This is a genomic window from Candidatus Mycolicibacterium alkanivorans (assembly GCF_022760805.1).
Lineage (GTDB): Bacteria > Actinomycetota > Actinomycetes > Mycobacteriales > Mycobacteriaceae > Mycobacterium > Mycobacterium alkanivorans.
In genome coordinates this window covers 1875436-1889323 of the sequence record NZ_JAIVFL010000001.1, presented here as the reverse complement: position 1 = coordinate 1889323, position 13888 = coordinate 1875436, and the positions used below count along the sequence as shown (strand labels likewise).

Annotated in this window: 9 protein-coding genes; 5 read left to right on the top strand and 4 right to left on the bottom strand. The window is 69.7% G+C overall.

The window, feature by feature from the left end; translation table 11 throughout:
• Nucleotides 1–25: 25 nt before the first annotated feature.
• Nucleotides 26–1438: a WS/DGAT/MGAT family O-acyltransferase gene (locus tag K9U37_RS09490; RefSeq protein WP_243071472.1), complete on the top strand. Its 1413-nt coding sequence runs from the start codon at nucleotides 26–28 to the stop codon at nucleotides 1436–1438.
• A 10-nt stretch (nucleotides 1439–1448) separates the two neighbouring features.
• Here the strand turns inward: K9U37_RS09490 and mgtA are convergent, their stop codons facing one another.
• Genes mgtA through K9U37_RS09475 form a run of 3 tightly spaced genes read right to left on the bottom strand, consistent with a single transcriptional unit; the run spans nucleotide 1449 to nucleotide 7872 of the window.
• Complete coding sequence (gene mgtA, locus K9U37_RS09485; protein ID WP_243073300.1) at nucleotides 1449–4061, bottom strand: magnesium-translocating P-type ATPase; 2613 nt, start codon at nucleotides 4059–4061, stop codon at nucleotides 1449–1451.
• Nucleotides 4051–6342, bottom strand: a complete 2292-nt coding sequence (gene ppsA / locus K9U37_RS09480; RefSeq protein WP_243071471.1) for a phosphoenolpyruvate synthase — start codon at nucleotides 6340–6342, stop codon at nucleotides 4051–4053. The genes mgtA and ppsA overlap by 11 nt, the downstream gene beginning before the upstream one ends.
• A 30-nt stretch (nucleotides 6343–6372) precedes the next feature.
• Nucleotides 6373–7872: a bifunctional aminoglycoside phosphotransferase/ATP-binding protein gene (locus tag K9U37_RS09475; protein ID WP_243071470.1), complete on the bottom strand. Its 1500-nt coding sequence runs from the start codon at nucleotides 7870–7872 to the stop codon at nucleotides 6373–6375.
• Nucleotides 7873–8060: 188 nt separating this feature from the next.
• Here K9U37_RS09475 and K9U37_RS09470 point away from each other — a divergent pair, with 188 nt between their 5' ends.
• Nucleotides 8061–9044 (top strand): Acg family FMN-binding oxidoreductase, encoded by a 984-nt coding sequence (locus K9U37_RS09470; RefSeq protein WP_372489477.1) that lies wholly within the window; start codon nucleotides 8061–8063, stop codon nucleotides 9042–9044.
• Here K9U37_RS09470 and K9U37_RS09465 read toward each other — a convergent pair.
• Nucleotides 9041–9676 (bottom strand): SRPBCC family protein, encoded by a 636-nt coding sequence (locus K9U37_RS09465; protein ID WP_243071468.1) that lies wholly within the window; start codon nucleotides 9674–9676, stop codon nucleotides 9041–9043. The two genes, K9U37_RS09470 and K9U37_RS09465, sit on opposite strands and share 4 nt — an antisense overlap.
• Nucleotides 9677–9797: 121 nt before the next feature.
• Between K9U37_RS09465 and K9U37_RS09460 the strand changes: the two genes are divergently transcribed.
• The 3 genes from K9U37_RS09460 (at nucleotide 9798) to K9U37_RS09450 (ending at nucleotide 13814) form a co-directional block, all read left to right on the top strand.
• Nucleotides 9798–11837, top strand: coding sequence for an erythromycin esterase family protein (locus K9U37_RS09460; RefSeq protein ID WP_243071467.1), 2040 nt, complete (start codon nucleotides 9798–9800; stop codon nucleotides 11835–11837).
• A gap of 13 nt (nucleotides 11838–11850) precedes the next feature.
• Nucleotides 11851–12828, top strand: a complete 978-nt coding sequence (locus tag K9U37_RS09455; RefSeq protein ID WP_243071466.1) for a 1-phosphofructokinase family hexose kinase — start codon at nucleotides 11851–11853, stop codon at nucleotides 12826–12828.
• 119 nt (nucleotides 12829–12947) lie between these two features.
• Complete coding sequence (locus K9U37_RS09450; RefSeq protein WP_243071465.1) at nucleotides 12948–13814, top strand: universal stress protein; 867 nt, start codon at nucleotides 12948–12950, stop codon at nucleotides 13812–13814.
• Nucleotides 13815–13888 lie beyond the last annotated feature (74 nt).

The window sequence follows — 13888 nt, the reverse complement described above, 5'->3', positions numbered from 1 at the left end:
GACGGGGGTTGCGGGAAGGCCGGCGATGGCAGAGCATCTGACGACATTGGATGCGGGTTTCCTGCAGATCGAGGACGCCGACCACCACGTGAGCCTGGCGATCGGCGGCGTGGCCGTACTGGCGGGCCCGACCCCCGAGTTCGACGAAGTACTTGAGACCATTGGCGCGCGCTGCCTGTCCAACCCGCGCAGCACCCAGGTGCTGCGCACGCACCCGCTGGACCTCACCGCACCCGAGTGGGTCGACGACCCCGACTTCGACCTCGCCCGGCACGTGCGCCGCGCCGCGCTGCCGGCGCCGGGTGACGACGTCGCGCTGTTCGCCGAGATCGCCACGATCATGGAACGGCGGCTGGACCGCGAGCGCCCGCTGTGGGAGTGCTGGGTGATCGAGGGCCTGGCCCAGAACCGATGGGCGCTGCTGGTCAAGGTGCATCATGCGCTGGCCGACGGTATCGCGGCCAGCAATCTGCTGACCGGTCTGTGCGACGACACCGGTGTCACCACCTTCGCCAGTTCCATCGGCGCTGCCCGCCACCCGGCGCGTCGGCCATCGCTGCCGGTCCCCAGCCTCAACCCTGTTGACTGGATCAACGAATCGGTCCGCTGGACCCGCTCGGTGGGCAAGGTTGCGCTGCGGGCCGCCGGCGGTGCCGCCGGGATCACGGTCAGCCTCCTGCGCCCCGCTGCGCGCTCGTCGTTCACCGGGCCGATCGGGGATCTGCGCCGCTACAGTTCGGCGGCGGTGTCGCTGCACGACGTCGAGGAGATCGCCCACACCTTCGGGGTGACCATCAACGACGTCGCGCTGGCAGCGGTCGCCGACAGTTACCGCACCGCCCTGCTGCGCCGCGGCCAGCAGCCGAGAGCGGACTCACTGCGCACGCTGGTGCCGGTGTCGGTGCGCGCCGCCGACGCCGGGGACACCTCCGACAACCGGGTGTCGCTGATGCTGTCGTTGCTGCCGGTCGACCTGGCCGACCCCCTGGCGCGCCTGCGCACGGTGCACACCCGGATGGGTGTCGCGAAGTCCAGTGGCCAGCGACAGGCCGGCAGTCTGCTGGTCTGGGCCACTAGCCTGCTGCCGTTCCCGGTGACCGCGTGGACGGTTCGGCTGCTGTCCCGGCTGCCCCAGCGTTCCGTCGTCACGGTGGTGACCAATGTGCCGGGTCCCCGCACTCAGCTGACGGTGATGGGCCGCACGGTGGTTCGGTTGCTGCCGGTGCCGCCGATCGCGGCCGGCTTCCGCACCGGCATCGCCATCCTCAGCTATGCCGACGAGTTCACCTTGGGGCTGCTCGGCGACTTCGACGCCGCACCGGACATCGACGAACTCGCCGCCGGGATCCAACGCGGCATCGACCGGCTGGCCCGGCTGGCCAAGTCCAGCGGGCGTGCTCGCCGCAACGGCAGCCCGGTGCTGTCGTCCAACGGCTGACCGAGCGACCTCAGCTCCGCTGCGGTAGCCGGCCGCCGTGGCTGAATCGTGCTGCGCGCCGGTGAATCCGGTGCTCGCGCCCGCGAGTCCTGAGCACCGCGCCGGGTGCCCGGATGGGCTCGGCGTAGAACACCACTTTGGTGATCTCCACCAGCACCAGGTACGCGACGACGAACAGCGCCAGCGCACCGAAGAACTGCCACGGCAAAGGGGTGAAGCCCAGTGCATGCGCCAACGGCGAGATGGTCAGCACGATGCCGATCACGATCACCGAGAAGGTGGTCAGGGTCAGCAGAGCGCCGGGACGGCTGCGCAGGAAGGGAATTCGCCGGGTTCGGATCGCGAAGATGATCAGCGTCTGGGTCGCCAATGACTCCACGAACCAGCCGGTGCGGAACTCGACCGGCCCGGCGTGCAGCACGCCGAGCATGAGCCCGAAGGTCAGGAAGTCGAACAACGAGCTGATCGGACCGAACGTCAGCATGAACCGCCGGATGAAGGCGATGTTCCAGTGCGATGGGGCGTGCAACTGTTCCTCGTCGACGCGGTCGGTCGGGATGGCCAGCTGTGAGGTGTCGTAGAGCAGGTTGTTGAGCAGGATCTGGCTGGGCAGCATCGGCAGGAACGTCAGGACCGCCGAGGCGGCCGCCGCAGAGAACATGTTGCCGAAGTTGCTCGACGTCCCCATCAGCACGTACTTGATGGTGTTGGCGAAGATCCGGCGGCCCTCGGCGACTCCGGTGGCCAGCACGCCGAGGTCCTTCTCGAGCAGCACCACGTCGGCGGCGTCCTTGGCCACGTCGGCGGCGGTGTCGACGGAGATGCCGACGTCGGCCGAGTGCAGCGCGAGCGCGTCGTTGACGCCGTCGCCCATGAACCCGACCGAGCGCCCGGTGCGGCGCAACACCGTGATCAGCCTGGCCTTCTGCTCCGGGGAGATCCGGGCGAACACGGTGGCCGACTGCGCGGCCGCCTCGAACGCGGCGTCGTCGAGGGTGTCGAGCTGCGCGCCCGTGACGGTGCCCTTCGACGCCAATCCGAGGTCTGCACAGACCTTTTCGGCCACCTGCGGATTGTCGCCGGTGGCCACCTTCAGCTCGATGCCCAACGCCGCCAACTGTTCCAGGGATGCACGGGCGGCCTGCTTGGGCTGGTCGGCGAACACCAGGAAACCGTCCAGGGTCAGGCCGGTCTCGTCGGCGGCGGTGACGGTGCTCAGCTCGGGTGCCGGCCGGCTGGCCACCGCCACCACCCGACGGCCTTCGGCGAAGAGCCGGTCCAGTGTGGGCTGTGCACCGGCGGGCACCGCGACGCAGTGCTCGAGGACCTGCTCGGGGGCACCCTTGACGATCAGCAGCCGGCTGCCGGCGTCGTCGACCAGCGCCGAGGTGGCCCGTCGAATGTGGTCGAACGGCACTTCGGCGAGCCGGCGGGCGCCGGCGGTCACCACCTGCCGGCCGGCCTCGGACTCCCACAGCGCGGCGTCCAGCGCGTTGGCGCTGGTGCCGCCGACGGCCAGGTCGACGTCGGTGGCCAGCATGCCGTGCCGCAACACCGTGTCGCTGGCCGCGCCCGCCGGATCGACCGCCTCGATCAGGGTGATGTGCCCCTCGGTGAGGGTGCCGGTCTTGTCGGTGAGCAGGATGTCGATGTCGCCGAGGTCCTCGATGCACACCAGACGTTTGACCAGAACCTTGAGCCGGGCCAGCCGCCGTGAGCCGGTGGCCAGGCTGGTGCTCACCACCGCGGGCAGCAGCTGCGGGGTGATGCCGACGGCGATGGCGAGCGCGAAGAGCACCGAGTCGATCACTGGACGACGCAGCAGCAGGTTGGTCACCAGGATCAGGACGGTCAGCGTGATCGCCACCTGCAGCAGCAGGTAGGAGAACCGGCGCAGGCCGATCTGGAAGTCGGTCTCGGGCTGACGCTCCCCCAGCCCGGCGGCGATCTTGCCGAACTGCGCGTCGGCACCGGTGGCGTAGACCACCGCCGTCGCGTCGCCTGCGCTGACGACGGTGCCCATGAAGGCCAGATCGGTGGCATCGGCCAGCGCGGTATCCGACGGTGCGGGCTCGGGCGACTTCTCGGCGGCGGTGGACTCACCGGTCAGGATGGACTCGATGCATTCCAGCCCGTTGCCCGTGATCAGCCGGACGTCGGCGGGAACCAGTTCACCCAGCGTCAGTTGGATGACGTCGCCGGGCACCAGGTCGTTGACGTCGAGCTTGGCGTAGTGCCCGTCGCGGCGCACCAGCGCGGTGTGGCGAACCCAGGAGTGCAACGCGGCGGCGGCACGTTCGGCGCGGTACTCGTTGAGGAAACCGAGGCCGACGCTGACGGCCAGGATGATGCCGATGATGACGGCCTGGGTGGAGTCGCCGAGGAAGAACGACACCACCGCGGTCACCGCGAGCAGCATCAGCACCGCGTTGTTGAGTTGCCGGCGCAACACCGCCCAGGCGCTGACCCGATGTGTCCGAAGCGAATTCGGCCCCACCCGGGCCAGCCGGGCAGCCGCCTCGGCGCTGGACAGTCCCTCAGCGGAGGTGTCCAACCGCCGCAGCACGTCGGCCAGCGGTGCGCCGGCGACGGCTGCGGCGGTCAGCGTGGGGTCATCGCAGATCGCTGTCACGGCCCCGGGCGGATTCGAGTAGCAGACGCCGCTCAGCGGCGGCGACGTTGCGCCGCGTCTTCTGCGCGACGTCAGGGGTGACCGAGATCGACGTGATGCCCGCGCGCACAAGGTGTTCGGCGAAGTCCGGCCGGCTCGACGGCGCCTGGCCGCACAGCGAGGCGGTGATGCCGAGCTTGCGCGCAGTGGTGATGATCCGGCCGATGGCGTCGAGGACCGCGGCGTCGGACTCGTCGTAGAGCTCGGCGCACAGGTCGGAATCACGGTCCACCCCGAGCACCAGCTGGGTCAGGTCGTTGCTACCGATCGACACACCGTCGATGCCCATGCCGACATACTCGGGCAGCCAGTACACCACCGAGGGGACCTCGGCCATCACCCAGCGGTGCAGGCCGCGCTGGCGGCCCAGCGGGCTGGCGTCGACCAGCTCGAGGCACTTCTCCAGCTCCCACTTGGTGCGCACGAACGGAATCATCAAGTGCAGGTTGGGATTCTGCTCGCGAACCCGGGCCAGCGCCTTGAGTTCGAGGTCGAAGAGATCCGGATTGCTGATGTACCGGTAGCACCCGCGAAAGCCGATCATCGGGTTGTGCTCTTCGGGCTCGTACAGGTCGCCGCCCTTGAGGTTGCGAAACTCGTTGGTGCGGAAGTCCGATGCGCGATACACCACCGGCCGCGGGGCGAACGCGGCGGCCACCCGGCCGACGGCGCCGGCCAGCGAGTCGACCAGGCTGTCCTGCTCACCGTGGGCGATGAGGTCGCGCGGATGCCGGTTGTGCAGGGCGTCTTCGAGGATGAGCTCGGCACGCAGCAGTCCGACGCCGTCGACGTCGAGTTCGGCGGCCTGCTCGGCTTTGTCGGGCATGGCGACGTTGACGTAGACCTTGGTGGCGGTCACCTCTGCGGCAACCGCTGTCACCGCACCGGGCTGGGCCACCGGGGCGGTCTGTGCCCCGCCGGTGGTGCGACCGGCCAGCACCCGGCCGTGGGTACCGTCCACCGTGACCACGGTGCCGTCCTTGAGGTCCTTGGTGGCGGTGCGGGCGCCGACGATGCAGGGCACCCCGAGCTCGCGGGCGACGATGGCGGCGTGGCACGTCATACCGCCGGTGTCGGTCACAAGGGCCGACGCGCGGCGCATGGTGGGCAGCCAGTCCGGGTTGGTCATCTGGGCCACCAGCACCTCACCGTCCTGCAGCCGGCCGCCGTCGGCGACATCGAGCAGGACGCGGACCGTGCCGGAGGCCTCGCCGGGCACGGCGGGCAGACCCTGCACCAGCACGTCGTGGGTCTCCGGAACGGGCTTGCCGACCCGGTGCAGGGTGGTGATCGGGCGGGTTTGCACGATCCAGGTCTTGCCGTCGGCGATGGCCCACTCGGTGTCCTGCGGCGAACCCGCGTGCCGCTCGCTGCGGACCGCGATGTCGGCGATGGTGCGCACCTCGTCGTCGTTGAGCACCGGGGAGTCGGCCTCGGCCTCGGAGAGCTGGACGGTCTGGTCGGTGCCGTCGGCGCCGCGAACGATCTTGAACGACTTGTGACCGATTCGGCGGGAGATGATCTCGCCGGTCTCCTTGGAAACCACGTAGGTGTCGGGCTCCACCGATCCGGACACCACGACCTCGCCCTGGCCGAAGGCGCCCTCGACGACCACCCGGTCGGTCTCGTCGGTGGTCGGGTCAGCGGTAAACGCCACACCGGAGCGCTCGGAGGCGATCATCTGCTGGACCACCACCGCCATCGCCGGGTCGGCGCTGAAGCCGCGGCTGGCCCGGTAGGCCACCACGCGGGCGCCGAACAACGACGCCCAGCAGCGCTGCACCGCGTCGACCACTTCCGCCTCGCCGGAGATGTTGGTGAAGGTGGCGTTCATACCGGCGAACGAGGCGTCGGCGCCGTCCTCACCGGTGGCCGAAGATCGAACGGCGACATTGACATTCGAGCCCATGGCGCGGTAGGCCATGACGATGCGCTCGCGCACGTCGTCGGGCATGCCCGCGTGCAGAACCAGCGCCCGCATCTTGTCGCACATCTCGTCGAAGCGGCCCGGCTCGCGGGCATGCAGCATCGTCTCGCGGTGGGCGGCGTTGAGTTCGTCGGCCACCCCCGCGGCCGCCATGGACTCCAGGTAGCTAACGCGAAGGACCACGAATCCGGGCGGAACGGGGAGCCCGGCGGCCACCATCTCGCCCATGTTGGCGCCTTTGCCACCCGCCTCCTCGGCGTCGGCCATCCTCAGGCCCGCAATATCTTCGACGTAACGGCTCGGCATCGGGTTCCTCCAGCTGTGGTGCGGGACTGCTCAGGTGGACAGGCGGCAGATCTGGAGCGCCTCGGCCAGGGAATCGGCCGGTGCGCGGGTGGTGTCGAGGCGGTGCGCGCCCGTCCAGACGCCGTCTTCGCGGTTGGCGATTGCGGTGGCGATCTCCGGAGTCACCTGCGAGGTGGTCGCGGTGCGGGTCCGGATCCGGGCCACGCTCGCCTCAAGCGGCGCGGCGCAGGCGAATTCCACTGTGCCGGTAGCGGCCTGCTGCGCCACCTGCCGGGCACGCTCGCGGTGCCGCGGGTCGCCCCAGGTGCCGTCGAGGATCACGGTGCGCCCCTCACACAGGCTCAGATGGGCGCGCCGCAGCACACCGTCGTAGACGGCGTCGATGTTCTCCGGCGTGTACAGGCCCTGGTCCAGCATGCCGGGGTCTCCACTCAGCTCGCCCAGGCGCACCATCTCAGCTCGGACATCATCTGTCGAGATCGCCACAGCGCCAAGGCGTTCCGCCAGCGCTCGGGCGACCGTGGTCTTGCCGGTGCCCGGTCCGCCGCCGACCAGGATCAGCCGGACCGCGCCGGTGCGCAGATGGTCACGGGCGATCTCGAGGTGGCGCCGGGCGTCGTCGGCCGCACCGGCGACGCCCTGGCCGTGCCTAACGCAGTCCACCTTCGCGCGCACGACCGCGCGGTAGGCGATGTAGAAGTGGCGCAGCGAGGCCGGTGCGTCGTCGCCGGCCAGCCGGGTGTAGGTCTGCATGAAGTGCTCGCCCAACTCCGGGTGGCCGAGGTATTCGAGGTCCATCGCCAAAAACGCCGCATCGTCGACGGTGTCGACGTAGCGCAGGGTGTCGTCGAACTCCAGGCAGTCCAGCAGTTCGGGGCCGTCGTCGAGGCAGAAGATGTCGTCGGCCAGCAGATCGGCATGGCCGTCGACGATCCTGCGCTCACTGATGCGCCGGGAGAACAGCACCGAGCGCCCGGCGACGAAGTCGATTGCCAGCCGCCGGGTTTCAGCGACCGCCTCCGGATCGAGCCCGGGAACCAGACCCTGGGCATAGCGCTGCAACTCGTCGAGGTTCTCCTGCCAGCGGCCGGTGATGGCGTCCACCCGCGCCTGGGCGTCGACGTCGCGCCCGCGGGAGGCGCCGGCGTGGAACTGCGACAGCACCAGCGCCACCGCCGTCAGGTGGTCCTCGACCGGCTCACCGCGGCGCACCAGAGTGGCCAGCCGCCGCTCGTCGGGATGGCGACGCATGACGATGACAGGTTCGGCCAGCCCGCCCGGTTCGGCGAAGTGGGCGATACCCAGGTAGCTGTTCGGGGCCAGCCGGCTGTTGAGAACGACCTCACGCGCGCAGGCGTGCTCACGGCGGTCCAGGGTGGAAAAGTCCAGGAAGTCGGTGACCACCGGCTTCTTGACCTTGTAGGCCCGGTCCCCGACGAGGAAGACCATGCCGGTGTGGGTCTCGGCGACCTGGGGGTGAGGAGTGGCACCCGATGGCGCAGGCGCGTCGTTCATCGGTGGCAATCCCATGCCTCGATCCTTGCTCGCCAACAGCGGGGACACAGCGGTCCTACGGCCAGTTCGGCTGGGTGCAAAATCCCCTCGCCCAGAGTACAACGACCCTCGGCCCCCGGCCCGGCGCAACGGGTGACTTCCGGCCCCTGTTCTCGCGCCGCAACGGACCTATCGTTGAGATGGACAGAAGGCGGTGGTTGACCGTGGCCAAGGCGGCACTCGATCCCCAGGTGGTGGCGAACGCGGTGGAGTTGGCGTGCCGCGCGCCGTCGGTGCACAACAGCCAGCCGTGGCACTGGGTCGTCGAGGGCGGCGCCCTGAAGCTGTTCTTCGAACCGCACCGGGTGCCGCATGCCACCGACCTCAGCGGGCGCGAGGCCGTCATCAGTTGCGGGGCCGTCCTCGACCATCTGCGGGTGGCCGCCGCGGCGGTCGGCTTCCAGGCCGACATCGAACGCTTCCCCAACCCCAACGACCTCGACCACCTCGCCACGATCTGGTTCAGCACGCTGCAACTCGTCACCGACGCGCACCGCGCCCGCGCGGACGCCATCCTGGACCGGCACACCGACCGGCTGCCCTTCGCACCGCCACCGTCCTGGGCGGCCTTCGAGCCGGTGCTGCGCAGCACCATCGACACCGACAAGGCCGTGCTGCACGTCCTGCCCGACACCGTGCGCCCCCAGCTGGCCGAGGCATCCCGGCTGACCGAGGCGCTGCGCCGGTACGACAGTTCCTACCACGCCGAATTACGTTGGTGGACGGCACCTTACGAAGTGACCGATGGGGTCCCGTACAGCGCGCTGGTGTCGGCTTCCGAACGCGACCGGGTCGACGTCGCGCGCGAATTCCCGGCCAGCGAGCATCCCGACCGCAGGCCCGAGATCGACCACGACCGCTCCACCATCCTGGTGCTGTCCACCTACGGTGACAGCCGCCGCGACGCGCTGGGGTGCGGCGAGGTGCTCTCCGACGTCCTGCTGGAAGCCACCATGGCCGGGCTGGCGACCTGCACCCTGAGCCACCTGACCGAGCTCGAGGCGAGCCGCAACATCATCCGCGCCCTCATCGGCGGCGGATACGAGCCGCAGCTGCTGATCCGGATCGGGCGGGTGCCGTCGATCGCGCAGGTAGCGCCCGCCACGCCGCGCAGGCCGCTGGCCGACGTGCTGGAGTTCCGCGGCTAAGCCGCGCGCCAGGCCTGCTCGGCGCGCCGCTTGATGCCCAGCAGCATGCCGCGGGTCATCAGCGACACCACCGGGCCGGACAGCTCAGCTCCCAGTACCTCGCCCGGCAACCGCATCCGGGTCCGGCTGCGCACCAGCAGCCGGCAGCGGTCCTCCCAGCGCGGCATGACGTGGAACGACCACACGCCGTCCCAGGGCAGCTGTCCGGGCTCCGGACGCAATACGATGGACTGGCCGTCCACGATCTGCGCGACCGGCAGTGCCAGACCGTCACGCAGACCCATCCAGCCCCGCGGCACCAGCCGGATGACGTCGCCGACGGCCAACTGCTGCCATTCGGGGTGAATCCGGTCGGCGTTGCAGTACGTCAGCCCGACGAGGTTCTCCAGTGACTCGTAGCTGTACAGCCCGCCACGGTCCTGGCCCATCTGGACCAGCCACGGCCAGACCGCGCTCGCCGGTGCGTCGATCCAGATTCCCTCCGTGGTCTGCACGGCTGGCCGGCCGACGAGTTCGTCACCGGGAAGCGGGGTTTCGCACTCCTCCTTGGAGGTACCCCAATTGCGGTAGAAGCGCCGCGCCGCGTACAGCCCGGCACCGGCGACCACCGAACCGACCACGCCCTTCCACATGCCGCCAGTCTGTCGCAGATCCCCGGCCGGCCGTAGGGTCTTCTGCCCTCAACCGAGGACTTCGGTCCCTACCGGTGGACTCTGCCCGAGTGGTCGGATCGAGACGAAGCTAGGGGGCATCATGACACGATCCACCGGTATCCACCGCCAACAGCCGCGACGGGTGTTCAGGGACCGGCACGAGGCCGGGCAGGTGCTCGCAGCTCTGTTGCAGTCGTATCGCGGCAGACCCGATGTGGTGGTGCTCGGCCTCGCCCGCGGCGGCATCCCGGTCGCCTATGAGGTCGCGAGCTCGCTGGGAGTCCCGCTGGACGCCTTCATCGTTCGCAAGCTCGGCGCACCGGGGCACGAGGAGTTCGCCGTCGGGGCACTGGCCAGCGGAGGACGCGTGGTGGTCAACGACGACGTGCTGCGCGGTCTGCGGATCACCCCCGAGCAGTTGCGCGAGATCGCCGAGCGCGAGGCCGAGGAACTGATCCGGCGGGAAGCCGCCTACCGGGAGGGCCGCCCGCCGCTTGAGGTCACCGGCAAGACCGTGATCCTGGTCGACGACGGACTGGCCACCGGGTCCAGCATGCTGGCCGCGGTGCAGGCGCTGCGCGAGTCCGAGCCGGCCGAGATCGTCATCGCGGTGCCTGCGGCGCCGGAGTCGACCTGCCGTGAGTTCGCCGGAATCGTCGACGACGTGGTGTGCGCGTCGATGCCGACACCATTTCTGGCTGTCGGAGAGTCGTTCTGGGACTTCAGCCAGGTCGGCGACGACGAGGTGCGCGACCTGTTGTCGCGGCCGACGGTGGGGAAACCGGCGCCGGCCGCCGGGCAGCGGGCGGCGGACCTTGTCGCGCGCGCCGCGGTCGACGCCCCAGGTGGCGTGCCACCCGCCGAGCTGCTCGACGACCTGATCGGCGATGCCCGCATCGTGCTGATCGGCGAGAGTTCACACGGCACCCACGAGTTCTACGAGGCCCGCGCCGAGATCACCAAGTGGCTCATCGAACACAAGGGCTTCAATGCCGTCGCCGCCGAGGCAGATTGGCCCGACGCCTACCGGGTGAACCGCTACGCGCGGGGACTCGGGGACGACAACACACCAGAGGAGGCGCTACGCGGGTTCGAGCGGTTCCCGGCGTGGATGTGGCGCAACTCGGTGGTGCGCGACTTCGTCGGATGGCTGCGCTGGCACAACGGTCGCTGCGCGGCCGACGACCGCAGGCAGACCGGCTTCTACGGGCTTGACCTCTACAGCCTGCACCGCTCGATGCAAGAGGTCATCGCCTACCTCGACACCGTCGATCCCCGGGCGGCCGAGCGGGCCAGGGCCCGCTACGCGTGCTTCGACCACTCCTCGGGCAACGACGGGCAGGCCTACGGATACGCCGCCGCGTTCGGCGCCGGCCCGGTCTGCGAACGTCAGGCCGTCGAGCAACTGGTGGACCTGCAGCGCAATGCCCTGCACTACCTGGGTCCCGACGGCCGGCTCGCCGAGGACGAACTGTTCTACGCACAGCAGAACGCGACGACCGTGCGCAACGCCGAGGCCTACTACCGCGGCATGTTCCGCGGCCGGGTCACCTCGTGGAACATGCGCGACAAGCACATGGCGCAGACCCTCAACGCGCTGCTCGCCCATCTGGATTCACAGACCTCTGCTGAACCGACGCGAATCGTGGTGTGGGCGCACAACTCTCACGTCGGAGACGCACGCGCCACCGAGGTGTCGGCGGACGGCCAGCTGACCATCGGACAGCTGGCGCGCGAGCACTACGGCGCGGACTGCCGGTTGATCGGGTTCTCCACCTACGGCGGAACGGTCACCGCCGCCAGCGACTGGGGCGGCATCGCCGAACGCAAGGTGGTGCGCCCGGCGCTGGCGGGCAGCATCGAGGAGCTGCTGCACGAGACCGGCAAGACGTCGTTCGTCGTGGCCATGCACGACGGCTCGCCGGCCGCCGCGGCGCTGGAGGCGGTGCGGCTCTCCCGCGCCATCGGGGTGATTTACCTACCGCAGACCGAACGCCAGAGCCACTACTTCCATGTCCGCCCGGCCGACCAATTCGACGCGATGATCCACATCGACCAGACCCGCGCGCTGGAACCGCTCGAACCGACCAGCGTGTGGATCGCCGGGGAAACCCCGGAAACCTATCCGAGCGGCCTGTAGGCGAAGGGAATCGATGAACGAGCTCCACGCTGTTACCGGGCGTCGCATCGTCACGTTGACGATGAACCCGGCGCTGGACATCACCACCAGCACCGACGTGGTTCACCACACCGACAAGCTGCGCTGCTCGCCACCTCGATACGACCCCGGCGGCGGCGGCGTCAATGTCGCGCACATCGCCGACGTGCTCGGCGCGTCGGCAACGGCGATCTATCCGGCCGGCGGTTCGGCAGGCGACATGATCACCCGGCTGCTCACCGCCGAGGGAGTATCGGTGCATCCGATCCACATCGGCGGAGCAACTCGGGAAAGCCTCACCGTCAACGAACGCAGCACAGAGCGCCAGTTCCGGTTCGTGCTGCCGGGCCCGGAACTCACGCTGGCCGAACAGACCGAATGCCTGCTGCAGCTGCGCCGCGCGGCGGCGTCGGCGGCCATCGTGGTGGCCAGCGGCAGCCTTCCACCCGGGGTTCCGCCCGACTTCTACCAGCAGGTCGCCAATGTGTGCGAGGAGATCGGCGCCCTGTTCTTCCTGGACACCTCCGGTGGCGGCCTCAAGCGGGTGAATTCCGGGGTTTTCCTGCTCAAGCCCAGCGTGCGGGAACTGCGGGAGTGCGTCGGCCGCGACCTGGTGACCGAGTCCGAGCAGATCGCCGCGGCTCGTGAGTTGATCGGGCGAGGTTGCGCGCGCTACATCGTGGTCTCCCTGGGCGCTCAGGGTGCCTTGCTGGTCACGCCGGACAGCGCGCACCGCTTCCCGGCGATCCCGGTGCCGGCCGGCAGCGGAGTGGGCGCCGGCGATGCCATGATGGCCGGCATCGTCGTCGGCCTGACTCGCGGCTGGCCGCTGGCCAAGGCCGTCCGGCTGGGCAGCGCCGCGGGCGCGGCCAAGCTGCTGACTCCAGGCACGGCGCCGTGCACCCGAGACGACACCGAACGGCTCTTCGAGCGGGCCGGACAACCGGTCGACATCGACCTGGTGGCCGGCTGACCCCCCGGCTCGGATTACGTTCGGAGCTCAATCGAGGACTTTGTGCCCTGAGAGTGGCCACGCGCCACCGCTAGCGTCGGCACAATAGGAGTGCCACCCCTGGGGAAAGTCCGAACACCATGGCTCAATCGTTCACACCGCCGTCGATCGTCGTCGGCATCGACGGATCGCGCGGTGCCGTGCGGGCCGCGGTGTGGGCAATCGACGAGGCGCTCAGCCGCGACATCCCGTTGCGCCTGATGTACGCGAACGAGCCGCACGAGTCCGATCCGGCCGACCCGCAGGAGCAGGAACGCCGGCTGGCCAGCGCAGAGCTGGCGGTGCGCTATGCGGCCAACGCCGTCGAGGCCACCGAGCGGCAGGTCAAGGTCGAGATCGAGATCGTCCACAGCAAGCCGACGCCCGCGCTGATCGAGGCGTCGCGCTCGGCGGCGATGATCTGCGTCGGCGCGGTAGGGCTCAAGCATTTCGACCACAACCGCATGGGTTCGACCGCGATCTCGCTGGTCAGTTCCGCACACTGCCCGGTGGCGATCGTTCGCGGGTCCGACCGCACCGCCGCGGAGCCGGGCTGGATCGTCGTCGAGCTCGACGAGTCACCCGACAGCGCGGCTGTGCTGCAGTGCGGCGTGGAGGAGGCCCGGCTGCGCGGCGCCCCGCTGCGGGTACTGGGCTCCTGGCAGTCGCGCTACACCGACGTCCACGACACCCATGCGGTGGCCGACGGCAACCGCATGGTGCGCGCCCAGCTCGACCGGCGGATCTCCCGTTGGAAGCACCGCTACCCCGACCTCGACGTCCGTCCGGTCGCCATCCACGGCAGTGTACTGAACTATCTGGCCAAGCACGGCGACTCCATCCAGCTCGTCGTGGTGGGTGCCCGCAACGCCGACAGCGTGGAGGAACTGCTGGGCCCGACCGGATCGGCGGCCCTACACAACACCGATTGCTCGGTCCTGGTTGCCGACCGGCAACGGCTGTTGTGACGATCCCGACCTAACTGCGGATATCGTTGCCAGAGTGGGTGCGGAATACTTGCCGCAGCCTGTTGCCGACCCGG

What these genes read in the sequence shown, in the direction of transcription:
- K9U37_RS09450 (WP_243071465.1), top strand. Translation starts at nt 12,948, where the DNA reads ATGGCTCAATCGTTCACACCGCCGTCGATCGTCGTCGGCATCGACGGA.
- K9U37_RS09465 (WP_243071468.1), bottom strand. Translation starts at nt 9,676, where the DNA reads ATGTGGAAGGGCGTGGTCGGTTCGGTGGTCGCCGGTGCCGGGCTGTAC.
- K9U37_RS09490 (WP_243071472.1), top strand. Translation starts at nt 26, where the DNA reads ATGGCAGAGCATCTGACGACATTGGATGCGGGTTTCCTGCAGATCGAG.
- K9U37_RS09460 (WP_243071467.1), top strand. Translation starts at nt 9,798, where the DNA reads ATGACACGATCCACCGGTATCCACCGCCAACAGCCGCGACGGGTGTTC.
- ppsA (WP_243071471.1), bottom strand. Translation starts at nt 6,342, where the DNA reads ATGCCGAGCCGTTACGTCGAAGATATTGCGGGCCTGAGGATGGCCGAC.
- K9U37_RS09475 (WP_243071470.1), bottom strand. Translation starts at nt 7,872, where the DNA reads ATGGGATTGCCACCGATGAACGACGCGCCTGCGCCATCGGGTGCCACT.
- K9U37_RS09455 (WP_243071466.1), top strand. Translation starts at nt 11,851, where the DNA reads ATGAACGAGCTCCACGCTGTTACCGGGCGTCGCATCGTCACGTTGACG.